Source organism: Paenibacillus sp. FSL H8-0537 (assembly GCF_038051995.1).
Taxonomy (GTDB): Bacteria; Bacillota; Bacilli; order Paenibacillales; family Paenibacillaceae; genus Pristimantibacillus.
This window is the reverse complement of sequence record NZ_CP150290.1, coordinates 1,894,913-1,917,059: the sequence shown is the minus strand read 5'-3', so window position 1 is coordinate 1,917,059 and position 22,147 is coordinate 1,894,913. Positions and strand designations below refer to the sequence as shown.

The 22,147-nt window shown below is 50.6% G+C and carries 18 protein-coding genes and 1 pseudogene; 7 read left to right on the top strand and 12 right to left on the bottom strand.

What is annotated here, in order from left to right; genetic code table 11:
* Positions 1-13 precede the first annotated feature (13 nt).
* On the top strand, positions 14-553 hold the full coding sequence (locus tag MHB80_RS08020; protein WP_341281660.1) for a hypothetical protein: 540 nt from the start codon (positions 14-16) through the stop codon (positions 551-553).
* A 54-nt stretch (positions 554-607) separates the two neighbouring features.
* On the opposite strand, the gene MHB80_RS08015 is transcribed toward MHB80_RS08020, so the two are convergent.
* Positions 608-3,700, bottom strand: coding sequence for an SMC family ATPase (locus MHB80_RS08015; RefSeq protein WP_341281659.1), 3,093 nt, complete (start codon positions 3,698-3,700; stop codon positions 608-610).
* Positions 3,697-4,872: an exonuclease SbcCD subunit D gene (locus tag MHB80_RS08010; protein ID WP_341281658.1), complete on the bottom strand. Its 1,176-nt coding sequence runs from the start codon at positions 4,870-4,872 to the stop codon at positions 3,697-3,699. The genes MHB80_RS08015 and MHB80_RS08010 overlap by 4 nt, the downstream gene beginning before the upstream one ends.
* Before the next feature lie 83 nt (positions 4,873-4,955).
* Between MHB80_RS08010 and MHB80_RS08005 the strand changes: the two genes are divergently transcribed.
* Together MHB80_RS08005 and MHB80_RS08000 are read left to right on the top strand one after the other, a co-directional pair.
* Entirely contained in the window at positions 4,956-6,254 is a 1,299-nt protein-coding gene (locus MHB80_RS08005; RefSeq protein ID WP_341281657.1) for an amidohydrolase, read from the top strand.
* Positions 6,255-6,301: 47 nt separating this feature from the next.
* Positions 6,302-6,907 (top strand): hypothetical protein, encoded by a 606-nt coding sequence (locus MHB80_RS08000; RefSeq protein ID WP_341281656.1) that lies wholly within the window; start codon positions 6,302-6,304, stop codon positions 6,905-6,907.
* A 555-nt stretch (positions 6,908-7,462) separates the two neighbouring features.
* Here MHB80_RS08000 and MHB80_RS07995 read toward each other — a convergent pair.
* Positions 7,463-9,307, bottom strand: a pseudogene (locus MHB80_RS07995) (rhamnogalacturonan lyase); the annotation flags it as partial.
* Between the two features lie 424 nt (positions 9,308-9,731).
* Here MHB80_RS07995 and yhbH point away from each other — a divergent pair.
* Entirely contained in the window at positions 9,732-10,883 is a 1,152-nt protein-coding gene (gene yhbH, locus MHB80_RS07990; protein WP_341281655.1) for a sporulation protein YhbH, read from the top strand.
* Between the two features lie 170 nt (positions 10,884-11,053).
* On the opposite strand, the gene cysC is transcribed toward yhbH, so the two are convergent.
* The 3 genes from cysC to MHB80_RS07975 all read right to left on the bottom strand — a co-directional run bounded on the left by cysC (position 11,054) and on the right by MHB80_RS07975 (position 13,657).
* Complete coding sequence (gene cysC / locus MHB80_RS07985; RefSeq protein WP_341281654.1) at positions 11,054-11,668, bottom strand: adenylyl-sulfate kinase; 615 nt, start codon at positions 11,666-11,668, stop codon at positions 11,054-11,056.
* Positions 11,669-11,680: 12 nt separating this feature from the next.
* The gene (locus MHB80_RS07980; RefSeq protein ID WP_341281653.1) at positions 11,681-12,520 is read right to left on the bottom strand and encodes an alpha/beta fold hydrolase; all 840 of its coding nucleotides are present in this window, start codon (positions 12,518-12,520) and stop codon (positions 11,681-11,683) included.
* 99 nt (positions 12,521-12,619) lie between these two features.
* Complete coding sequence (locus tag MHB80_RS07975) at positions 12,620-13,657, bottom strand: glycosyl hydrolase 53 family protein (RefSeq protein WP_341281652.1); 1,038 nt, start codon at positions 13,655-13,657, stop codon at positions 12,620-12,622.
* Positions 13,658-14,075: 418 nt separating this feature from the next.
* Between MHB80_RS07975 and glsA the strand changes: the two genes are divergently transcribed.
* From glsA to MHB80_RS07960, 3 genes are read left to right on the top strand one after another with little or no spacing between them, the layout of a single operon-like run.
* A complete protein-coding gene (gene glsA, locus MHB80_RS07970) occupies positions 14,076-14,993 on the top strand; it encodes a glutaminase A (RefSeq protein ID WP_341282899.1) in 918 nt (305 codons plus the stop codon).
* Positions 14,994-15,010: 17 nt separating this feature from the next.
* Positions 15,011-15,412 (top strand): DUF4265 domain-containing protein, encoded by a 402-nt coding sequence (locus tag MHB80_RS07965; RefSeq protein ID WP_341281651.1) that lies wholly within the window; start codon positions 15,011-15,013, stop codon positions 15,410-15,412.
* Between the two features lie 13 nt (positions 15,413-15,425).
* Positions 15,426-16,361 carry a dipeptidase gene (locus MHB80_RS07960; protein WP_341281650.1) on the top strand — a complete coding sequence of 312 codons (936 nt, stop codon included), beginning with the start codon at positions 15,426-15,428 and terminating at the stop codon, positions 16,359-16,361.
* A 119-nt stretch (positions 16,362-16,480) separates the two neighbouring features.
* Here the strand turns inward: MHB80_RS07960 and MHB80_RS07955 are convergent, their stop codons facing one another.
* The 6 genes from MHB80_RS07955 to MHB80_RS07930 all read right to left on the bottom strand — a co-directional run bounded on the left by MHB80_RS07955 (position 16,481) and on the right by MHB80_RS07930 (position 22,125).
* A complete protein-coding gene (locus MHB80_RS07955; RefSeq protein ID WP_341281649.1) occupies positions 16,481-17,650 on the bottom strand; it encodes a stalk domain-containing protein in 1,170 nt (389 codons plus the stop codon).
* A 35-nt stretch (positions 17,651-17,685) separates the two neighbouring features.
* Positions 17,686-18,351 carry a hypothetical protein gene (locus MHB80_RS07950; protein ID WP_341281648.1) on the bottom strand — a complete coding sequence of 222 codons (666 nt, stop codon included), beginning with the start codon at positions 18,349-18,351 and terminating at the stop codon, positions 17,686-17,688.
* 284 nt (positions 18,352-18,635) lie between these two features.
* Positions 18,636-19,847, bottom strand: coding sequence for a hypothetical protein (locus tag MHB80_RS07945; protein WP_341281647.1), 1,212 nt, complete (start codon positions 19,845-19,847; stop codon positions 18,636-18,638).
* Positions 19,848-19,904: 57 nt separating this feature from the next.
* Complete coding sequence (locus tag MHB80_RS07940; protein WP_046228720.1) at positions 19,905-20,462, bottom strand: DUF1273 domain-containing protein; 558 nt, start codon at positions 20,460-20,462, stop codon at positions 19,905-19,907.
* Positions 20,459-21,241 (bottom strand): RNA ligase family protein, encoded by a 783-nt coding sequence (locus MHB80_RS07935; RefSeq protein WP_341281646.1) that lies wholly within the window; start codon positions 21,239-21,241, stop codon positions 20,459-20,461. Before MHB80_RS07935 ends, MHB80_RS07940 begins: the two co-directional genes overlap by 4 nt.
* A gap of 299 nt (positions 21,242-21,540) precedes the next feature.
* Positions 21,541-22,125, bottom strand: a complete 585-nt coding sequence (locus tag MHB80_RS07930) for a GerMN domain-containing protein (protein ID WP_341281645.1) — start codon at positions 22,123-22,125, stop codon at positions 21,541-21,543.
* Between the last annotated feature and the right edge of the window lie 22 nt (positions 22,126-22,147).

Here is a 22,147-nt window from a genome sequence, read left to right as displayed (position 1 = left end):
GGAGAACACTTTAATGGAAGAAAATAAAAACAATTCCACACCGATTTCATTTACAAAATCGGATACGGATCAGACTCAGACACCGGATTATAATCCTTACGGATCTGCACCATCAACAGGCTTTTCCGATCCTGCACCTTATCAGCCGAGCCAGCCGCTAAAGCATTCAGGCCTTGGCATTGCTTCCTTTATTATGGCCATTGCATCTATTCTTATAGGCGTTATTAGCATCATCATGTTTTTCACAGCCATTGGCAGTCTCATTTCTACAAGAAATGAGTACTTAATTGAAGACCCTGCCTACATTGAGGAATTGATTATGGGAGGCGCTGGATCCTTTATGGGATCGATTGTTGCTGTTATCGTCAGCGTCGGCATTACGTTCGTCGGCTTGATTCTTGGTATTATTGGTGCATGCTCCAAGCAGCGCCGCAAAGTTTTTGCGGTTATCGGTATTATTCTGAACGGACTTGGCGTAATGGGCACTGTTGTCTTTTTTATTTTTTCCATTGCTGTATTCTCTGCTGGAGCAAGCGCATTATCCGGCTACTAACATTCAGAAAGATAGGCAGGAAGCAGCGTTCGCGTTGTTTCCTGCCTTTTTCTGTTAACGAACGGTTACGGCCGTGCGGCTGTAGCCTTCCTTCGTCTTATGAACTTCAAGGCAGGCGGGAAAAGCCTGTTTGAGCTCCTGCACATGTGAAATGACGCCAATCATGCGGCCGGCGCGCTGCAAGTCAACCAAAGCCTCGATCGCCTTGTTCAGCGCCTCCTCATCCAGGGAGCCAAACCCTTCGTCAATAAACATCATTTCAATGGAAATTCCGCCTTGATGCGCCTGGATAACATCGGTCATTCCTAAAGCAAGGCAGAGAGACGCATTAAATTTTTCCCCGCCGGACATCGTTTTCACATCGCGATTTTGTCCTGTATACGCATCATACACGTCCAGGCCAAGACCGCTTTGCTTCCCTCTGACTTCCAAACGATCGCTGCGCTGCAGCATAAATTGCCCGCCTGAAAGCCGCTGCAGACGCACATTTGCCGCCTGCAAAATTTGCTCCAAAAACTCAATCAATATATAACGTTCAAAGGAAATTTTAAGCGCATTGTCTCCTTTAAGCATTTGATAGATGTCGAGCACCTGCTCCAGCTCTGCCTCGAGCTGCTTCACTCGCTCGCTCGTCGCTGTGAGCTGGCGAATGAGCCGAACAGCCTCCTCGCCATGACGCGCAGCGGTTTGCAGTGCAGCGACAATCGTCTCCAACTGCTGCTTAAGCTCGGCGCCTGCTGCATGCAGCTCCTGCATATCCGCAGGCTGCCTTCCAGCCAGCTCCAGCTGCATATCCGTTACACGGCTTGTCAGCGCCTGAACCGCAGATTTATAAGCGTCCAGTTGCTCCTTGAGTGCTTGCCGCTCTTGCGGCGTTTTCACGGCGGCGCGATAAGCCTCCAATGAATCAAATGCCGCAGCCTTCAGCTCGCTCAGCAGCCGCTTCTCAGCTTCTTCCCTGTTTCGCTGCGCTTCTTCAAATTGTTGGAGAGCCTGCAGGGCATGGACAGAAGCTTCCGCCAACTTAAGCTGGGCCTGCTGCAGCTGCTTGACAGCAGCCTGCCAGGCTTCTGCATGCTGACGAGCTTTCATCTGCTGGGCAGTCAGCGCCTGCTGCAATTGTTCGGGCTCGCGAAGCGATTCGGGTATGCGTTCCAGCTCTCTGGCGAGCAGCGACTCCTTCGCGCCCAGTTCAATTTGCAGTTGCTGATAAACCGCTTGCCGCTGCTCTTTATCCCTGACGAGCCGCTCCAGCTCTGCTTCCCGATTTTCTGCCTGCTCTTTAAGCAAGCGCATCTCCTCGTTCTGCTGCTGCAGTCGGTCCGTCTCATCCTTCAACTGCTTCCACTGCGCGCGGAGGTCAGCCTGCTGCTCGGCGAGATGCTCGGCAGAGGCGCCGTATTCCGCAAGCTCGGCGGCGCTGCTTTCCCAGCCGGAACGGGCTGCCGCTACTTGCAGCCTTGACGCATTCACCTCGCGCTCGCAGACAGCAAGCAGCTCCTTTGCCTGTGCGAGCTGCTCTCGTGAGGGCACATCAGCAGCAGTTTGTATTTTGCCGGGATGCTCGACGCTGCCGCATACTGGGCAAGGCTTCCCGTCATGCAAATGAGCGGCGAGCAAGCCTGCCTGCCCTTCAATCCATTGCTGCTCCAGCTTATCGTGCCGGGCACGAACGGTGGAGAGCGCCTCTTCCTGGCTCGCTTCCAGCCGCTTGAACTCAGCCAGCTCCTGCTCCAGCTTGATTAGCTTGGAGACGTATTTGCCTTGCTGCTCCACGCGCCTGAGCTGTTCTTGCTTCGCTTGCAACTGCTGGCCGTCGCTCTCCATGAGCTTCAACCGCGCAGCACCTTGCTGCTTCGCTTCCTTCTCGGCCGCAATAGCTGCCTCTTCCCGCTCCAGTTGCGCCTGGGCCTGCTTCGCCCTTGCCCGCAGCTCCGTTACGGCCTGCCGCTGCTCGCCCATCTGCTGCACCGCTGGCGCCAGCTCCTCCAGCCGGTTCAGCTCACGCTCCGCCTCCCGCCGCTCTGGCTCACGCTGCTCCTCGCTCGCATGCCGCTGCGACGCCGCGTCCAGCGCTTGCTTCGCAGCCTCCGCTTCCCGCTGCTTCGCCTCGCTGGCCTGCTGCTTCGCCTCCGCGTCCTTGCTGGCGCGGCTCGCTTGCTCCTCATAAGGCGTGAGCAGCGCGGCCCGCTCAGCCAATTGCAGCTCGCGCCCCTTCGCTTCCTGCGCGGCGCGGCCCAGCTCCAGCTGCTCCAGCTTGGTTCGCTCCACCGCAAGCTCTTCGAACCGCGCGTTTAGCGCCAGCGCGGCGCGCAGCCTCTCTTCCTGCGCAAGCAGCTGCTCGTCCATCTGCTGCCGCTGCATAGCGCCTTGCTGCACCAGCTCGCTATAATAAGCTGCCTCCTGCTCCAAACTGGCAAGCAATTGCGCCGCATTATAAACCTCTTGGCTCAGCGTCGCTGCCAGCAAGCTTCCCTCGCGCTGAGGAAGCGCATCGCCCGACTGCTTCATGTACATGTCATTGCGCAGCCGTGCTTCCTTGAGCGTTTCATTCAGCTCGCGGTTTTGCTGCTGAAACCTCAGCTCCAGCTTCTCATACAGCTCCGTGCGAAAAATCCGCCGCAAAATCTCTTCTTTATTATCAGTATCCGAGGTGAGCAGCTTGCGAAACTCTCCCTGCGGCAGCATCACGATTTGATTAAACTGCTCCTTCGTAAGGCCTATAATCAATTCCAGCTTTGCATCGACGTCGCGAACTTGAAAACGGTCGACAAGCGGCACAGCTTGTCCATCTACAAGCTCATATAGCTCTGCCTTGCCGCCAGTCTCGCTTTTGTTCGAGCCTTTACGATGCGGAAGCTGGCGAAATACTTGGTATTCCCGCTGCGCAACTGCAAAATGAAATTCAACCGACGTATGCGTATCATCCCCGGCAAAATGGCTCCGCAGCATGCGTGCCTCCGAGCGATCCTCTCCGCTGGCTGCACCATAAAGCGCAAAGCAAATCGCATCAAAAATCGAGGTTTTACCTGCTCCAGTGCTGCCGGAAATAACGAACAGCCGATGCTCGTCCAACTGGGCAAAATCAATCGTTTCCGCATCCCGGTACGGGCCGAAAGCGTTCATCGTTAACTTGAGCGGTCTCATGCGCTGCCTCCTTCCTCGTGCAGCAGCTTCCCGAAGACATCGGCGAAACGCTGCTTTTTACTCTCACTGAGCGGACTGCCCTTGACCTCCTGATAAAAGGAAGCAAATAAAGCTACCGGATCAGCCTCTCGGCGGCGAACCGCCTCTATTGCACCATCAGCGGAAGCCGCTGCCTCTGTGAGCAGTCCCGCCTCCGGCCTGCGCTCGACATGCAGCGCATTCGGATAAATGGCACGTACCTTCTCCATCGGAAACAGCACCGGATTTTCATTCAGCAGCGTAACAAATACATAATCCTCGCTTTTCGCATGCTGCTCAATGTCTTCAATCGTTCCGGAAACACGGCGCAAATCGCGCAGCGGCTGGAATGGGCGCTTTTCTACCGTTACTGCGCCTTTGTCATCCATTTCCACTACATAATAGCCTTTGGCGTGATGCTCCTCGGAAACCGAATATTTAAGCGGAGAGCCCGCATATCTAATTTTATCGTCGCTGACATAATGCGCCTGATGCAGGTGACCAAGCGCCGTATAATGAAATGGCGCAAAATAACTGGCACGCACATGCTCCGCCCCGCCAATCGCCAGCGGACGCTCCGAATCGCTCGTATTCGGCTCCGCCTCTCCGGTTGCCGTAACAAAAGCATGGCCGATAAAAACATGGCGCGCAGCAGGATCTAGCTGATGCCGCAGCCGCTCCGTCAAAGCTTTCATCGCATCATCATGCGTGCGAATGCTCTCATCGCCGAGCGCATAACGCACGTGCGCAGGATCCGCATAAGGCACGAGGTGAAAATGCACCTCGCCATGCTCGTCGCGGAGCACAACAGGCTTCTGCTCCCGCTTCATTCTTCCGGCAATATGCAGACCCCGGCTTGCCATCATCGCCGTGCCAAAATCAATTCGATCCGGACTGTCGTGATTGCCAGCCACAGCCAGCACCGGCGTTTCAAGCTTAATAACGATATGCTGCAGCACCTCATCGAGCAGTTCTACTGCCTCAATAGGTGGAATGGCCCGATCATACAAATCACCGGCAATAATGACTGCATCTGGGCGTTCGTGTTCAATATCGGCAAGCAATTGCTCCAGCACATAACGCTGGTCTTCTGTCATATAAACACCTTGAACCAGCTTGCCTAGATGCCAGTCTGCGGTATGGAACCATTTCATAATGGCGAAACACCCTTTCTTGCCCTTGACCTTAACGCAGCGTCAACGTTTATCCTCCTAAGTATACCAAGGAGGGGACTAAGATGAGAACTCTAATTCAAAACGTTCAAATTTTAACGATGAAAAATGGCGAAAGACTTTTTCACGGCGAGCTGCTGATCGAAAATGACCGCATTGCGGCCATAGGCACGAATTTGCCTGAGTCCGCTGCTAAAGCAAACAAAATCATCGATGGAAAAGGCATGTTAGCGATGCCTGGCCTCATTAATGCCCACCAGCATACGCCAATGAGCTTATTGAAAGGATTTTCCGATGATTACAAGCTGATGGAGTGGCTGGAGCATAAAATGCTGCCTGCCGAGGCGCGGATGACGCCTGAGGATATTTATTGGGGAGCCAAGCTTGCCATGGCCGAAATGATCAAATCCGGCACAACGGCATTTGCCGATATGTATGTGCATATGAACGAAATTGCTGCTGCTGCCTTGGAAACAGGGATGCGCGCCTCCTTAACACGGGGACTTGTATTTTTGCAAAATGACGGCGGCAAACGGTTAACTGAAGCGCTTGACCTCATTGACCGCTGGCATGGCCAGGCGGATGGACGAATTACAACGATGTTCGGCCCCCATGCCCCCTATACATGCCCGCCAGAACCACTTGCAGAAATCATAAAGCTCGCCGCCGAAAAAGATCTGCCTATCCATATCCATCTAGCGGAAACGGTAGAGGAAGTCACCAAGATCAAAGCCAAATACAACTGCTCGCCAGCCGCTTATTTACACAATCTCGGGCTATTTGCCGAGGCCCATACTTTACTGGCCCATGGCGTGCATCTAACACATGACGACATTCAGCTGCTTAGTGGAATGGAAGGTGGCGTTTCCCACAATCCGGTCAGCAATTTAAAGCTCGGCTGCGGCATTGCCCCAGTGGCAGCACTTATCGATGCTGGCATTACGGTTGGACTCGGTACGGACGGATCAGGAAGTGCTTCCACAGTCGACATGTTTGAAGGGATTAAAGCAGCGGCCTGGATGCAAAAAATAGCAGCCGGCGACCCGTCCGTTTTCCCAGCCCATCAGGTGCTGGAGATGGCAACAGTTGAAAGCGCCAAGCTGCTGCGCATCGATTATGATACAGGAACGCTCGAGGCTGGCAAAAAAGCCGATCTCATTTTAGTCGATATGAATAAGCCCCACCTGCAGCCTGTCCATCAAGTAGAGTCGCTGCTCGCTTACGCCGTGAATGGCAGCGATGTCGATACGACCATCGTCAACGGCAAGCTCCTGATGCAAGGCCGCGAGCTGCTGACGATAGACGAGGAGGTACTGCTTTACGAGGCGGGCATTCGAGCACGGAGAATCGTAGACGGTATATAGAACGGCAAGCATGCGGCAGCGCGGCTGCTTTTTTCGCAGTCCGGCGCTTGCCTGTTGTCACGGAATGGCCGATTTATTTTTCAACTATGGCTTTGTTTGGCTTGGCTTGTTTTAAGTTGTTTTGGGTTACAGCGTTTTCTTCGCCTTTTGTCCCTTATCCCCTTAGCTCAGAAAAGCCGCTTGAACGGCACAATCCGGCAACATGCCTGATCACACCGCCCAAACAGCTCTCCAAGCTCTCCCAGTTCTCCAAGCACAAAAGGCTTTCCATCCCATTGCTGTTGCAGTTGCGATTCGAATGCTGTGACTACAGCAAGTTCTCATTTATGCAAAAATCGTATAATGGTCATTTCCATAATCGAATACCTTTGAGTGATCAAAATTTACCAACTGACTATAAGCTGAATCTTCGATTTACCGATGTTATTCCCCATTCACCCAATCAAACTTCGGAAGCTTTCAAAAATAGCACAGCTTCAGCTTCCATGTCGATTAAGTTGCTCTCGTGCACCGTTCCTTTTCTTTTGCTGGCGGTGCCTCAATCCAGTTTTCCTTCCAACGGCTTTGCTTCTTCCCTAGCTTTTTTTGTTTTTTTGCTTAATTGCTTTGTTACTTCAGTACTTCTGTACTTCTGTACTTCTGTACTTCTGTAGTTTTTCACTTCTCTTTACACTACTATTTTATAAAATGTCTTGGACTGACTCCGATCTCAATGTTTCTGAGCTAAGGGGATAATACCTCAAGCTTTAAAAAATAGGAACAGTCTGCCCAAGCCTGATACTTATAGCTACACGAAGAGATGCTAGATTTACTAGAAAAACTGAAGTCCGGTTAAATAGATGCGCCTGTTCCTCTTTTTGCGTTTCTGAGCTGAGGGGATAATAACCCTAGCTCTACGAAATAGGAGCGGCTTGTCCATGGACTGCGCTTAGCGCTGCGCCTGAAGCCACTTGAGCTGCTGCATTTGGATTAAACAGGCCGGTTGGCACACGGTTGTCTGGCTGTTGTTCAGGAACGGGGGTCGTTACCGGCTCTGTCTGAGGTTCTGTTTCAGGCTCTGTTTCCGATCCTGTTTCCGATCCTGTTTCCGGCTCCGTTTGCGGAGCTAGCTCCTGTTCAGGGGCAGTCACTGCTTCTTCCAAAGCAGCCTCCTCAGCGAGCAAGGCATTGGCCGTGCCTACTTCCGTAAACGAGGCCTGTGGCAGAGTCGTGTACATGCTTGGTGCAGGAGGCGTGCTCATGCCATTTCCAAGGAAATAGCTCGTATGCGGCGGCTGGTTGTAGGCTACATTTTGCCACGCAACACCTAAACGGTATACGGCATCATGCATCAGCGTGTAGAGACGATATGTCGTAACATCTGTGGTTGTATATAAGCGCAGCTTAGTGCTGTCCTCCGTACGCCACAACACTTCCTCGCGCCAATCGCCAATCAGATCTGCCTGCAAGCTAGGATTCCCTTTTGTCGTATTGTTGGAGTAAGTTCCCGTTGCCGTTAGCAGGCGGCTGACTGCACCGGTATTGTAATTCCATTTTTCAATTTTGCCGACGCCAACTCCAGCGCTTCCCGACCATACATGGTCAAGCAGCTCGCGCAGCAGGTCGCCATCCCACCAGATGCCGAAATTTTGCGAGGATGGAGGCGTGCTGGAAATGAGCTGCCCCGTAATCGTCCTCAGCCCTACACCACTGCCAGCCCAAACCTCAGCTCCAGGATAACGAGGATCGATGTCGGCCGCCATGCCTCGTCCCGTATCCGCGCCCGTATGGACACCCCACAAAATTTGACCAGTAGCCGCATCATGGACTTGGGCTCCATAAGGCTTGCTCGTATCCTCGTTTACCTTAAATACCTCAAGACCAGCACGGTTCGGGTTCAAATCGCTGACATGCATCGCATCGCCATGCCCCATATTTGTGTTATATAGCTTCTGGCCATTATCATCAACGGTCATTGCGCCAAATACAATTTCATCCTTGCCGTCATTATCAACATCCGCCACGCTCAAACTATGATTACCCTGTCCCGCATAAGCAGAATTGCCAGAACTGTTCGTATCAAACGTCCAGCGGCTCGTCAGCGAGCCATTCCGGAAGTCAAAAGCAGCAATGACGGTTCTCGTGTAATAGCCGCGCGACATGACAATGCTTGGCCTAACACCATCCAAATAAGCAACGCCAGCTAGAAAGCGATCGACACGGTTGCCATAACTATCACCCCAGCTCGATACGGTGCCTCTGGCCGGCACATAGTTCGTTGTCGCAAGCGCAGCCCCCGTCTGGCCTGAAAAAACAGTCAAATATTCCGGACCTGACAGCACATAGCCCGAAGAATTGCGGTAATCGGCAGTAGAGCTGCCTATTACCTGTCCTGTTCCATCCACGGTGCCGTCCGCTGTTTTGATGACCACCTCGCCTTTGCCGTCGCCGTTAAAGTCATAGACGAGAAATTGCGAATAATGGGCACCTGCGCGAATATTTTTGCCCATATTAATGCGCCACAGCTTTTGTCCGTTCATTTTGTAAGCATCAAAAATAACATTGCCGGTATACCCCGATTGGGAGTTATCCTTGGCGTTGGACGGGTCCCACTTGAGGACGATCTCGTATTCGCCATCTCCGTCAAGGTCGGCTACGCTTGCATCATTTGCACTATAGGTGTAGCTTTCGCCGCTCGGTGTTGTCCCGCCAGCAGGCTTGTCCAGCGGAATATCTTTATAGTTGTTCGCCCATACGGTTGCCGTATTGGAGGCTGGTCGTTCAACGCCATTAATTACGGCGCGGACATAATAGGTAGAAGAGTTGCTGCCGCCAGCATCCAGAAGATTCGTGCTTGTCGTAATGACACTGCTGTTTACCTTCGTCCCGTTGCGATAAACGTTGAAGCCTGTATTAGCCGCCTCGCCGCCGAGCAGCCGCCAGCTGACAAATACGCCTCCACTTACTTTTACAGCGACGACTCCCCTCGTTAAAGCTTCCATCTGCCTTGGGGCGGCAGCACTGACCTTTGGTTCCACAACAAAAGCGGGAATCACCAGCAAAGAAGCAACCATGAGCATTACGGTTTTGCGAATGACATTTTTAACGTTCATCTCTTCTTATTCAGCTCCTTAATAAATCATACGTTTTTATGAATCAAAACCATAATTTGGAATCGCTTTCATTGTCGATGATAGACTGTGTTCCGACATTTTACTACTTAAAAAACAGAGTTCTTTGTTAAAAAAACCGAGATTCATGCGATTAATTAGCTAGATTCAGATCGCTTTTGACTCACATATCCGCCCCAGACGTGAATATATTGAATAACAAGGTGAAACGGCTATCGCCGTCCTTTGGCGGCAAGGCGCGTTTCACTCCGAGAAATATAAGCCAAATGATAAGTGTGAAACTTATAAATTCTTATATTTCAACGAAAAATTAGATCCCCTGGCCCTGATCCAGATCTTATTGATGAAAGATGGGAGTGTGACGCTCGTGACAGAACCGTTATTTATCGTGTCACAGGAGGATTGGACCCTGCATCGCAAAGGTTACGAAGATCAAGCCCGGCACCAGGAAAAAGTAAGAGAAGCTGTTCGGCAAAATCTTCCCGATATTGTGACCGATGAAAGCATTGTATTATCCGATGGCAAGCAGACGGTGAAAATACCGATTAAAAGCATTGATGAATCCCATTTCGTCTACAACTACAACAAGAAGCAGCATGTTGGACAAGGCGATGGCGATTCACAGGTAGGGGATGTGCTCGGCGTTGATCCTGGGGCCGCCAAAGGTCCGGGCAAAGGACAGGGTGCGGGCGATCAGCCGGGCGAGGACTATGTGGAGGCAGAAATCAGCATTGACCAGTTGGAGGATATGCTCTTCGAGGAGCTGGAGCTTCCTAATCTGGAGCAAAAGCAGAAGGATGTAATGGAAACTACCGAGGTCGTCTTTCACGATATTCGCAAAAAAGGCATTATGTCCAACATCGACAAAAAACGGACGCTCATTCAAAATTTGAAGCGCAATGCCAATGAAGGACGCTCAGGCATTGGCGGCATCTCGCCGGATGATTTGCGTTTTAAAACGTGGAATGAAATCGTAAAGCCCCAATCCAATGCCGTCGTATTGGCGCTCATGGACACTTCAGGCTCCATGGGCTCTTTTGAAAAATATTGTGCCAGAAGCTTCTTCTTCTGGATGACTCGCTTTCTGCGCCGGAAATATCAGCATGTTGAGATGGTATTCGTGGCGCATCATACCGAAGCGAAGGAAGTAACCGAAGAGGAATTTTTCACTCGCGGCGAGAGCGGCGGCACCATCTGCTCCTCTGCCTATCAGAAGGCGCTTGATATTATCGACAGCCGTTATCCGTCGGCCAATTGGAACATTTATCCCTTTCATTTTTCCGATGGCGATAATTTGACCTCCGATAACGAAAAATGCGTGAAGCTCATCGACAAGCTGCTGGAACGGGCCAATCTGTTCGGCTACGGCGAGGTAAATCAATATAATCGCAGCAGTACCTTAATGTCGGCATATAAAAACATAAGCAATAAAAAATTTATGTATTCGATTATTAAGGATAAAGGCGAAGTATATAAGGCGCTTAAAGCCTTCTTCTCCAAGCCCGCAAGCGGCGCCTAAAAGCATGCATTAGACTTCGTCCAGCAGTCAGCTGGCACAAGCGAAGTCGCTGCTCAAGCACATTACATCAAACGTAAAAAGCTTCCTCTTCGGGCGTTCCCGAAGAAGAAGCTTTTTTTGCATGAGTTTCCAGAGCGTATCACAAGAGCATAGGCTGCCCGGTTGTTTTGCTAATCCCGCTCGGTTAAAATACCGCGCTGCTGCAAGCAGCGGATAACGGCCTCAGCCGCAGTATCCGCGTTTCCTTTGCCCGAAAACAGCTCCAGGTCTGGAGCGAGCGGCGCCTCGTAAAGAGCAGATATGCCCGTGAACAGCGGAATTTCTCCCCGCCGCGCCTTGCTGTAAAGCCCCTTCGGATCACGCTGCTCGCATATCGCAAGCGGACAATTTACATACACCTCCACATAGGGCAGTGGAGCTGCAATCGCTCGCGCCAGTGCTCGATCCGCCTCTAGCGGCGAGACGAGCGCCGCTATGGCAATGCTTCCATTGCTAGCAAACAGCCCCGCCACCTCCGCGGTGCGGCGCACATTTTCGCGGCGATCCTCTGCGCTAAAGCCAAGATCGCGGTTTAGCCCATGCCGCAAATTATCGCCATCCAGTACCGCCGTTCGCACGCCGTTAGCTTGAAGCTGTCTATGAAGCGAAGCAGCGATAGATGACTTTCCTGATGCAGGTAGCCCTGTTAACCATACAATGCTGCCGGAATAGGACACTTGGCCAGACTGCTGCAATCCGCCAAGCTCATATGATTGCCACTGCACATTCGGGGATTTTTGATCCATCTGGCACTCCCCCTACTTTAGGCGCTCATTTAGAAAAAGCACCGTCAGCCGAAGCGCTTCCTCCAAATTCGCCGTTGTGAAGGCAAAGGGATGCTTTGCCCCAAAGGTGTGGTCCGCTCCTGTTAGTGTAACGAACGTATGCTGCGGGGCAGCCTCACGCATTTGTTCATAGCCTGATACCAGTCGCTCCGAATCTTGATCCCCCTGTATCAGCAGTGCTGGAACTGCTAGGGTGCCCAGCACTTGTTTAATATTAAACGCCGCTGCATGGCGCTCCAGGTCTTCAAAAAATACAGGCGATATCGGCATTTGCTGCTTTGTGCGCATGTTGGGCACATAACCGACGCCGCGGCTCAGCACCTCCTGCCGAAACGCCTCTGTAAAAAGATTCACATCAGCTATGCCATTCCATGTTACAACTGCCTGAAGCTGCGGATGTCTCGCAGCGGCCAAAATACTATTTCCGCCCCCACGGCTATGTCCAAGCAGGGCAATCCGGTTCGTATCCAGCTCCTCAGCAAAAGGAAGCTTCGCTTCCAGCAGCTGCGTGATGATTGTATCAAGATCCAGCTGTTCACGGGAATATGTGTTAACCGCAAATTTTTCCAGCTCGTCAAAGTCTGTTTCCCCTACGCCATTGCAGCTGAAATTAAAGGAAATGACAGCGAAACCTTGACTTGCAAGCTGCTCGCAGGCATAGGGTATAAATCCCCAATCTTTAAACCCTTTGAAGCCATGGGCAACGATAACAACCGGCTTCTTCCCCGGTTCGCCTGACACTCGAACGTCCCCTCGCAGCGTCAGGTTTGATTCCAAATCAATGGTAAAAGGCTTGCTATTTACGGCTTCCACCTACAAACTCCCCCGTTTCTCCAAATAGATTCGTCCTGCTTTCTATTATAAGTGAAATAACGGGGGAATGAATAGCTGGGCTGCCTAGAAGCTAGCTTGCTAGTTCAAGAAACCTTCCAATGCAATCGTCGGCTGGCCGTTTGCCTGCCAAGCGCCTTTGTTATAGCCGCCATTGTAGCCTGGAGGCGCCTCCGGCTCCCAATAAAAGACTCCTAACCCCTTGCCGCCAGAAATATTGCGTACCTTCGTTTTAATCGCAGCAACGAAGCTCTTCGTAGCAGCTGGCTGGTTATATTCAAGCCCAATTTCAGAAATGATAACCGGCTTGCCATACCGGGCAATCATATTATTGGCATTGCTGATCGTTTGATCGACCTTGGCCGACCAATCCGAAGCCGATGGATACAGCGACATCCCGATAATATCAAAGGTAGCGCCATTGCTGATCAGCCCCCCGATATTCCAAACGAATAAAGCATTATCATTGCCGCCTGCCAGATGAACGATCGTCTTCGTACCGGAAGAGATTGATTTTACCGCATTGTTCCCGGTATTGACCAGCCATGCGTAGTTCTTCATACTGACAGTCGCTTTGCCATCATTCCACAGCATGCCGTTATTCGTTTCATTGCCGATCTGCACCCAATCCGGCGTCACGCCCTTCGCCTGCATCGCCGTCATAACCGCCCTCGTATGGTTCCAGACCGCATCCATCAGCTGCTGGAACGTGTAATTATTCCAAGCAGCAGGCTTTGTCTGTTGCCCTGGATCGGCCCATGAGTCGCTGTAATGCAGCGTCAGCATAATGCTCATGCCTGCATTTTTCGCCCGCTGTGCCAGAGCTGCGGCCCGGTTCATATCCAAGTAACCGTTCGCATAATTGCTCGAAGGATTTACGAATACGCGAATTCGGACCGAATTAATTTGATAGTCATTTTTCAAAATTTGAATGATATCCTTGGTCGTGCCGTTTTTGTCCTTCCAGGTATAGCCTTGCGCCTCAAGACCGGGAACCCAGCTGATGTCCGTTCCTTTCGCAAAGGCAGGAGCCGCCTCGGCCTGCTGAAGCGGCATCTGTACCGTAATAAGGGCGACAATCATCATAGCGAAAACGAGCAGCTTAAGTCTTTTTTTCATTTTCAACATTCCCTCTTCCCTAAATAGTTTGCCGGATTTGTCCCCGACTGGCGTACACCCAAGATTGTATCCGCTTACATGAATGTGTTTCAACAACCGTTCCCTAGCAGGATAGGCTTTCAAGCCTATGATGAAGAAGCATCAGCAGCGTTGGCAAAGGGGGACTGCCGATTCCTTCACCATATCTTTTCTGTCGTTAACTATGGGATACGCTTCTGATTATAAATTCACCGCAAGCAGAAAAACAGGATACAATGTGAATATAATGGATGATTTTACAACATTTCCTCCTTTCTTCAATCATGTTCACCCTGCGCAAGCCTGATGCGTTTCACTACCAAAATGTATTATAATAGAGCCATTCATGCCAAACTGGCGAGCAGGAGGAAACGAATTGACAAGTAGCGAGCTTAAACATATGCACTCCCTGCTGCCCAAATGGGTAGAAACATCCCGCCAGCAGGCTCTTCATGGCAAAGTGGCCTCCTACATACCTGAGCTAGCAAAATCCCCCAAGGACGCCTTGGGCATTCATATTATCAATGCAGAAGGTCAAGTAGCATCTGCAGGAGATTGCGGCATATCCTTTACTATGCAAAGCATTTCCAAAGTTTTCACGCTCATCCTGGCGTTAATGGATAATGGCGAGGAGGCGGTTTTCGCCAAGGTTGGCATGGAGCCAACCGGGGACAGCTTCAACTCCATGCTCAAGCTGGAGCTTGTGCAGCCCGGCATTCCCTTTAATCCGCTGATCAATGCTGGAGCGATTGCCATTTCGTCGCTGATTGCCGGAAGCAGCCGGGAGGAGAAATCGGCTCGTGTACTCGATTTTTTCCGCAATCTCTCAGGTAATATTACGCTGGATTATGATAACGAGGTATATCTGTCAGAAGCCAAAACGGCAAATCTGAATCGCTCGATGGCTTATTTTCTGAAGGATAAGCAGGTGCTGCAGGGCGAAGTCGAGGAAGTGCTCGACGTGTATTTCCGGCACTGCTCAATCAGCGTCACCTGCGCGGATTTGGCTCGCATGGCGCTCGTTATGGCGCATAACGGAACCGACCCCGTCACTGGAACCGAGCTGATACCACGGCGTTACGTGCAAATCGCCAAAACGTTTATGATTACTTGCGGCATGTACAATGCCTCGGGCGAATTCGCAATTCAAGTGGGATTGCCGGCCAAAAGCGGCGTATCCGGCGGCATTCTCGCGATCGTTCCAGGTCGCTACGGCATCGGCGTCGTCGGGCCATCCCTGCACCGCAAGGGCAACAGCATTGCAGGCGTTCATTTGCTCGAAACGTTGTCGCGAACATTTGACCTAAGCTTATTTTAACGAAGAAGGTGCCTATTATGAATCCATCTGTTGAGCTTGGCATTTCCTTTCATTCCTCCGGGCAGGAGATTGAGATGCTCAAGGTAACGCCGATTGACGATCAGCGCTACCGCATTGAAGAAAATCCATTATTTACGGAAATGGTATCATTCGGTGATATTGTCAAGCTGGAGCAGCAAGGCAACATTTATTTTTATAAAGAGACGGTTCGCAAATCCCGCTTAAGAAGATATTCGTGGCTGCTCAGCCAGGACGTCGCTTCTTCCGAGGAGCTTGCCGCTTTCAAAAACCGGGTCGCCGACAGCGGCGGCAACTGGGAAACGATTTTTGGGGGCATGCTCATTATCAATGTGCCGAGCCATATTGACTTTGATCCCGATGTGGAAATAAACAATATTACGATAAGTAAGGACAGATAAGGGGTATGCGCGAATGAATATTATCGATTTGCATTGCGATGCTTTGATGAAGCTGGCGGATAAGAAAGGCAGCCTTTCCTTCAACGATGCGCCTGAGCTGGATACAAACAAGCAGCGCCTGCTCGCAGGAGGAGTCAAAGTACAGGGCTTCGCCATTTTTGTCATGCCGAACTTGACTGATCAAGAAAAGTTTCAATCGGCGCTCGACCAGGTGCATTATTTTTATGAGGAAGTATTAGGGAAAAATCCGGACATCAAGCACATAAAGGAATGGAAGGATATCGGCAAGCTGGCGGAGCACGAAATTGGCGCTTTTCTCACGCTTGAAGGTGTCGATCCGGTCGGCAATGATTTGCATAAGCTGAATATATTTCACCGCCTTGGCGTGTTGTCGGTCGGCCTGACCTGGAATTTCGCCAATCTTGCTGCTGATGGGGTGCTGGAGCCTCGCGGGGCGGGACTTTCCTCCCTCGGCCGCAAAATGGTACAGTTCCACAATGAGCACCAGATTTTAACCGATGTCAGCCATTTGAATGAGCAGAGCTTCTGGGACGTCGTGGAAACGGCTGATTATTTGATTGCCAGCCACTCGAATGCAAAGTCGGTGTTCGATCATCCAAGAGGATTGTCTGATGAGCAGGCGAAAGCGCTGTTTGCCAAAAATGCGACCGTCCATGTTGTTTACTATCCCGAGTTTATTAAGCCCGAGTCGGGAGTGATTGCGACGATCCCCGATTTAATTAAGCATATTGACCATTTCTGCGCCATTGGCGGTGTAAATCAGGTTGGCCTTGGCTCCGATTTTGACGGCATCAACGCTTACGTACACGATCTCGAAAACGCCGCAAAAAGCCAAAACCTGATCAACGAGCTGCTTAAACATTACTCTGAGGAGCAGGTGCGGGGCTTTGCGCATAATAATTTCCTGCGCCGGGTTTCCTCCCTTTAATGCAAAAGACGCCGCAGCGCTGCTGTCCTTCCCTTGCGGGCAGGAGATACAAGCGCTGTGGCGTTTTCTTTTTACTTTTTTCTTTATCCCTCTAAACCTTCTACTCGCTAGTTCAGCGATTATTTACGTTTCCAGACAGAGCCGTCGGAGAAGGCTACTTTATCGATCTGAATGTTTTTCAGCTTTGACGTATTGTAATAGGAGGACAAGTCCCAAGAAAAGGTGTATTGTTCCCCACTTTCCACTCGTACATCATTGCCCCTGCCATAAAAACGGTTAGTATAAGGATATCCGCCTTTTACAGGATCGTCATAAACATCATACGTGCTGAAAGAAAGCTCGAAGGAAACAATGGCTTTATCCGTTAAATTAACCATTTTTATATTGGCTTCAGGATAATTGTAGGAATCTTTCGTAATACTATGGCCCACAATTTTAAACGGAACGTTATTATTTTGCTTAAGCTCCTCTTTCAGCTTCTTCTTGTACTCCTCTTCCTTCTGTTTGTAGAGGGCTCTCATCTGCTTTTCAATCGTGCCGCCATTGCCATAAAGCTGTTTAGCCAGCTTGTAGCTTTTGCTTACCGTTTCTTCTTCTCCCACCACTATGCTATAAACGGTTCTGCCGAAAAAGGTATAATTCGTGCCATTCGAATCAAAATTTTCGCTAGGCTTTACAGTCGCATTGTTAAAAGCGGCTTTGCCGCGCGCATTCAGCGATGCTGTAAAATCATAGGCCTGCACAGCGCCACCGGCATAATAATATTCCACATAATTAACAATGATTTTTTCCGTGCCTAAATTTTTCATAGCGGAATTCGTAATTTGCAGCGGCAGGCCCGTATAATATTTGCTTTTGCTAGGGTCTACCGTTTTAATGCTGATTTGCTGACCTTTCGTTTCCATAGAAGCGCCTAGACCATCTGTCAACAGGCGAAGTGGAACCATCGTGCGGCCATTTCTCTCTACAGCAGGCGTGCCTAAAAATACAGAAATGCCATTGACCGTAGCAATAGGCTCATTCAATATAATCGAAATCGTCATTTCGCCGCTTGAGGCGATGATTCGCTTATTGCCCTTGTCCCAGCTGAAGGCAAGGCCTAGTGCTTCAATCGTTTCTTTTGCCGATACAAGCGTTGTGCCGTTCTCACTTAAGGGTGCCTGCGCGTATGCAACTTTCTTGCCGTTCACAAAAACAGTCTGGCTCTCCGCCTTAGCGGCCGAAAGCCCCGTTGGGATTGCCAGCAGCATGACCATAGCCAGCAAAATTGTAATTACTCTCTGTTTCATATCTAATTCTCCCTCTATTTAATTTCGTGAAAAGACTATTCACTGCGCAACGAATAGACGTATTCCTTGCCTTCAATGGTAACGATAATATCAATCGGTTTCTTGTCTTTGGCCGCTTCCTTAGGAAGCTCGGCGATAAAATGGAGAACTCCCGTTTTTAGTGGCTCAATGCTCGTTATATTCGTATAGGTAAAGTTGCCTCCACCCGACTCTTCAATGGTTGAAAAGCTTTTATACTCATATTTGCTATCATATTTCACTTGTACGGAGGCAAAATCATCTGCACTTTTGGAGGAGCTGAGCAAGCTTTTGAATTTAAGGACGACATCCAAATAAATATTTTCGGCATCCTTCACCTCGTAATACGTGTAGAAACTGTCCGGCTTCGGAGGAACGACTTTGGACGTGAATTCTGTCTTCGTGAGCGTCACCTCTGCGAAGTCAGCAATAACGAGCGCTTTTTTCAATTCTAGTACATTGCCAGTGTCGGCGGACGGCTCCGGTTGTGGCGCTGAAGAAGCCTCGCTTGTGGCAGCGGTCTCCGGAGCTTCGGCAAGCTGTGCTTTTAACTTCTCATTTTCAGCACTCAACTGGCTCACTTGCTCCTTTAATTGACTGACCTCTGTGGAAAAATCCTGGGTTTGACTGGCGCAGCCAGCCATGACGAGCATTGCGGCAGCTGCAAAAATAGCTTTTTTCATAATGGTAAATCCCCCCTATCATCTTTAGCTATTAAAATTTCTACATAAAGTGCTAAAATCCTCTATAATCATTCCATTTCACTGAAAATTCATCAATTATTTTTTCGATTTCTGTCATAATTTATCGAACTTCAATCATTAACTGCTCCAATTATGATTTCAAACCGCCATAACAAATTTACCAAAATAACGGACAGAGGCATTTTCAAACAAATAAAAAACGTTGCTTCCGCAAAGGGAAACAACGTTAAAGCATTACGTCATCATTCAATATGCTTAGCGATTTACAAAATCAAATCAGCGAACAGGCCAAACAGCAATAAGTACGCACAAACCGAAAGAGCAATATAAGACCACAGCTTTTCCTTGGTCACCTGGCTGGCCACCGACGCGCCGACCAAGGAAATGCCAAGTGTAGACAGCAGAGCCGCCGCCATTACAAAGAAACCCAGCTTGAAGCTAATGAGCGAAACGACGCCCGCGATTAAAAATCCAGCGCCAGAAGCGAGCTGCATCGCTCCAATCGACGTAATAAAAGCTCTGATTGTTAGACGCTGCGTCGCTCTCCACAAGCTTATTCCCCACAATGAACCGAGGAAGGCAATCGTCGAAATTAGCGACAGCAGCAAGATTTTGCCGAATAGCGCTGCACTCATGCTGCTTCCCTCACGCAATAGATCGGACACCCCATAGCCGAAAAATAATGGGATGGCGCTGCCCGTAAGCAGCCCAAACAATAAGAAGCCTATGATCGCACTAACGATGCCGATTATACCGTAGTTTAAATCTTTAGCCGGGTTTAAATTCAGCCCCTCCAACGGGTTTTTCAGCAGCTTCAGCAAAATTTGCATATCAATTTGCTTAAATGAGCCGGACACATTTTGCAGCAGCTTGTTTGCAACCTCTGCCGCGCCACTTTTCGCTCCTGCACTCGCGCCAGTCCCGGCACCAGCGCCTGCACCAGCTGCGCCTGCCATCCCGGCCGCTTCATTCCTTGATGACGCCGCCGCACCCGCTGTCTCTGCATCAGCTGCTGCATCGTATTCGCTATTGTCATTGCCGTATTCGCCATATTCCCCATACTCGCCGTATCGGTCCCGTTGTTCCGGCTCTTCACCCAAAATAGCGTGCTCCTGCAAAGCCGATTGCTCCCGCGTCGCCTCAAGCAAGCGCGCATCTCCCCCCTGGCGCGCTAGATCCTCCAGCCGTGCCGCTTCCGCACGCCGCAAAATCTCTTCCTGCCTCGCCGCCTCTGAACGCCTCGCTGCCTCGGCCTGCCTTGCCGCTTCCGCTTGGCGGGCTGCCTCGGCCCGCTGCGCCGCTTCCTCCCGCGCAGCTTGGGCTGCTGCTTGCGCTGCCGCCTGTGACTGCTGCGAATCCCGCGGCTGGCGGAACACATGCACCGGCTGACTGGCTTGCTCACTCTTTTCTAAATCGAACGGCCGTCCATTTTCCGAATGCTGCCCTTGCTGCTTTTTATCATCCTGATCTTCCATTTCTGCATCCTCCTCCTGATGTCAAAAACCGCCCTAAGCACTGGCAGCCTTATTGTGCTAGTCCATATCCCGATAATTCGCCTCATCAGCAATGCTCTGGATATCATCCGAGCTGATGCTGATGTAGCGATAACCGTCGGCCTGCTGCCGGCGAAGCGCACGCTCCTTAAAGTAGCGCGGACTGCCTTCCCCCGCATCCTCATCATACACGAGCAAAATGCCATCGGTTTTGCGAAACAGCAGCTCATCCCTCGCTTGCAGCTGCCAAATGCCATCATAGGGTTTGTCACTGACCGACGCATAATAATCGACGCCCTTCAGCACCTGCTCGTAATATTCCTTCTTGTCATCCTTCCACTTCTCTTCCGGATTGCTGTACGCCGTAATAATAGAAAGCCTGAGCTGCGGATACTGCGGCTTAAGCGCAATGACTGCTTCGCAAGCCCACAGATCAACACCATATTGGCCGGGCGTAATGACCCACTGCAAGCCATCATCAATGAGCGGCAGCAGCTTATTCGTAATCGCCTGCTTAATATAGGCAATACCCTCATGCTTTTGATTAAAAATGTTCAACTCATGCGCGCGGTAGCCCGACACTAGCAAATTGTTCATGCCTTCGGCACATTTCTAAAGGTTCGTTCATAATCCTCGAACCTGATTTTACGTATTATTTTACGATCAGCGGTACGCGCAATGATTCCTTCTGATTTTCCGGCTGCATCCATTCCTACACGCGTGGCCGCAAAATCACTGAGAAAACGGCTCGTCTCCTCCAGACCGACTGGAAATACCGCTCCATCCAGCTCAGCCAGCAGCGGCGCAGCATCGAGATTCCAGCGCTCGATAAACGCCGCCTTTTCCGCCTCTTGATAAAATGACTGGCCGCCATGATCACGCCATTTGGCAATTTGGTCAATGGGCAGTGCCAGCAGATGCTGAAGCTCTTCATGCGACAGCGAAAACAGATCAAACACCTGGTAGCCTTGGCTCGCGCTGGACGTATAATTTTTAGCCGCCTTTGTTTTCCCACCGTAGCTTTCCTGATAAATAACCGTCAGGCCGAGCTTTCCATCCGCCAAGCTGGCCTGCATCCGCTCCGCAATCGGAGTTAGCAAGGTCGCCATATTGCCATAAGGATTACCGATTCGGTCACCCTTGGCAAAAAGCAGCTCCTCCCGTGAGCCAATGAAATAGTCCGTTCCGGCTTCACTATGCAGCAAAATAATACGCGTATTTTCTCCGTCTACTTTTTCAAAAACATAAACGGGCTTATCCGAATGGAAGGCCTCGCCTTCAGTTAATATGTCGTTTAAACGGCCGCGCTCCCCAAGCTGGTGATAGGTGAGGATACTTGGATATTTCGTTAAGGAATTCAGTTTCGCAAAATCCATTATTCATCTCCTGCATCATAATAAGTCTGTTATCCCATCATAATACCATCGTTTCCCGCTCTTGGTTAGTCCGAAGGCAAGACTTTCCAACCGAAATGCCGCCTGACCACTTTTAAAATAGAACGAAGCAAAGGAGCGTTTGCCAACCTGCACTGCAGCGGCGAACGCTCCGTTGCTTGGTGGGCCTGCTCTCCTCCGGCTTAAGCTTGATCGTTATGCGCCGCAAGAAGCCAGCCTCCACGCTTTGTGAAGGCTGGCTTCTTTATGAACGATGCGGCTTTATGCGGCTATAGTCAAACTTATTTCCCTCTCGTGATGGGATGCTCTAAGTCGGCATGTCCCATTAAGCTTTCCAACTGCTTGCCATCGACCAGCAGATCAATCGTTTCAACCTCAATGAATTGAAATAACGTCCATGTTAATGCATCCAAAGCGAGTATTTCACTGCCAGATCCCTGGCGCGCCGTGTCAGGCATATGAATGTCGAGCGTGAGTGCTCCGTTTTTAAAATGGACGGATTTCAGCTCGATCTCTTTCGACCAGAGCGGTGTCAGCTCGGCATTGTCGCTTTGCTGCAAAGCTTTAAAGGCTGCCGTATATTTCTGAGCAGGTGTGGAAAAAGAAATCTGCACACCCGCTTTATTCAGCTTTTCCCCCTGCGGGTCTGAGAAAAAAACTTCAATGGTCCGCGTCTTCACTTCCGCAGTCGGTACCGGAGCCTCGGCCGTTTGCTGCGGCTCCTCGACTGTGGCAGCTGTGACCGTCTTGGATTGTATAGCTTCTAAAGAAACCTCTTGCGCCGGATGGGCTGATGACTTGTCCGCGCAGCCTGCAGTCGTCATAACGATTAACAGGAGCGCTGCAATAGCAATCTTTGTGTTCATTCAAACTCCACCTCCCTCGGGA

Excerpts from the sequence above, each read along its gene's own strand:
- MHB80_RS07965 (WP_341281651.1), top strand. The coding sequence starts at position 15,011 with ATGAATCCATCTGTTGAGCTTGGCATTTCCTTTCATTCCTCCGGGCAG.
- glsA (WP_341282899.1), top strand. The coding sequence starts at position 14,076 with ATGCACTCCCTGCTGCCCAAATGGGTAGAAACATCCCGCCAGCAGGCT.
- MHB80_RS07950 (WP_341281648.1), bottom strand. The coding sequence starts at position 18,351 with ATGAAAAAAGCTATTTTTGCAGCTGCCGCAATGCTCGTCATGGCTGGC.
- MHB80_RS07955 (WP_341281649.1), bottom strand. The coding sequence starts at position 17,650 with ATGAAACAGAGAGTAATTACAATTTTGCTGGCTATGGTCATGCTGCTG.
- MHB80_RS08015 (WP_341281659.1), bottom strand. The coding sequence starts at position 3,700 with ATGAGACCGCTCAAGTTAACGATGAACGCTTTCGGCCCGTACCGGGAT.
- MHB80_RS08020 (WP_341281660.1), top strand. The coding sequence starts at position 14 with ATGGAAGAAAATAAAAACAATTCCACACCGATTTCATTTACAAAATCG.
- MHB80_RS07945 (WP_341281647.1), bottom strand. The coding sequence starts at position 19,847 with ATGGAAGATCAGGATGATAAAAAGCAGCAAGGGCAGCATTCGGAAAAT.
- MHB80_RS07930 (WP_341281645.1), bottom strand. The coding sequence starts at position 22,125 with ATGAACACAAAGATTGCTATTGCAGCGCTCCTGTTAATCGTTATGACG.
- cysC (WP_341281654.1), bottom strand. The coding sequence starts at position 11,668 with ATGGATCAAAAATCCCCGAATGTGCAGTGGCAATCATATGAGCTTGGC.
- MHB80_RS07940 (WP_046228720.1), bottom strand. The coding sequence starts at position 20,462 with ATGAACAATTTGCTAGTGTCGGGCTACCGCGCGCATGAGTTGAACATT.
- MHB80_RS07960 (WP_341281650.1), top strand. The coding sequence starts at position 15,426 with ATGAATATTATCGATTTGCATTGCGATGCTTTGATGAAGCTGGCGGAT.
- MHB80_RS07975 (WP_341281652.1), bottom strand. The coding sequence starts at position 13,657 with ATGAAAAAAAGACTTAAGCTGCTCGTTTTCGCTATGATGATTGTCGCC.
- MHB80_RS07935 (WP_341281646.1), bottom strand. The coding sequence starts at position 21,241 with ATGGATTTTGCGAAACTGAATTCCTTAACGAAATATCCAAGTATCCTC.
- MHB80_RS08005 (WP_341281657.1), top strand. The coding sequence starts at position 4,956 with ATGAGAACTCTAATTCAAAACGTTCAAATTTTAACGATGAAAAATGGC.
- MHB80_RS08010 (WP_341281658.1), bottom strand. The coding sequence starts at position 4,872 with ATGAAATGGTTCCATACCGCAGACTGGCATCTAGGCAAGCTGGTTCAA.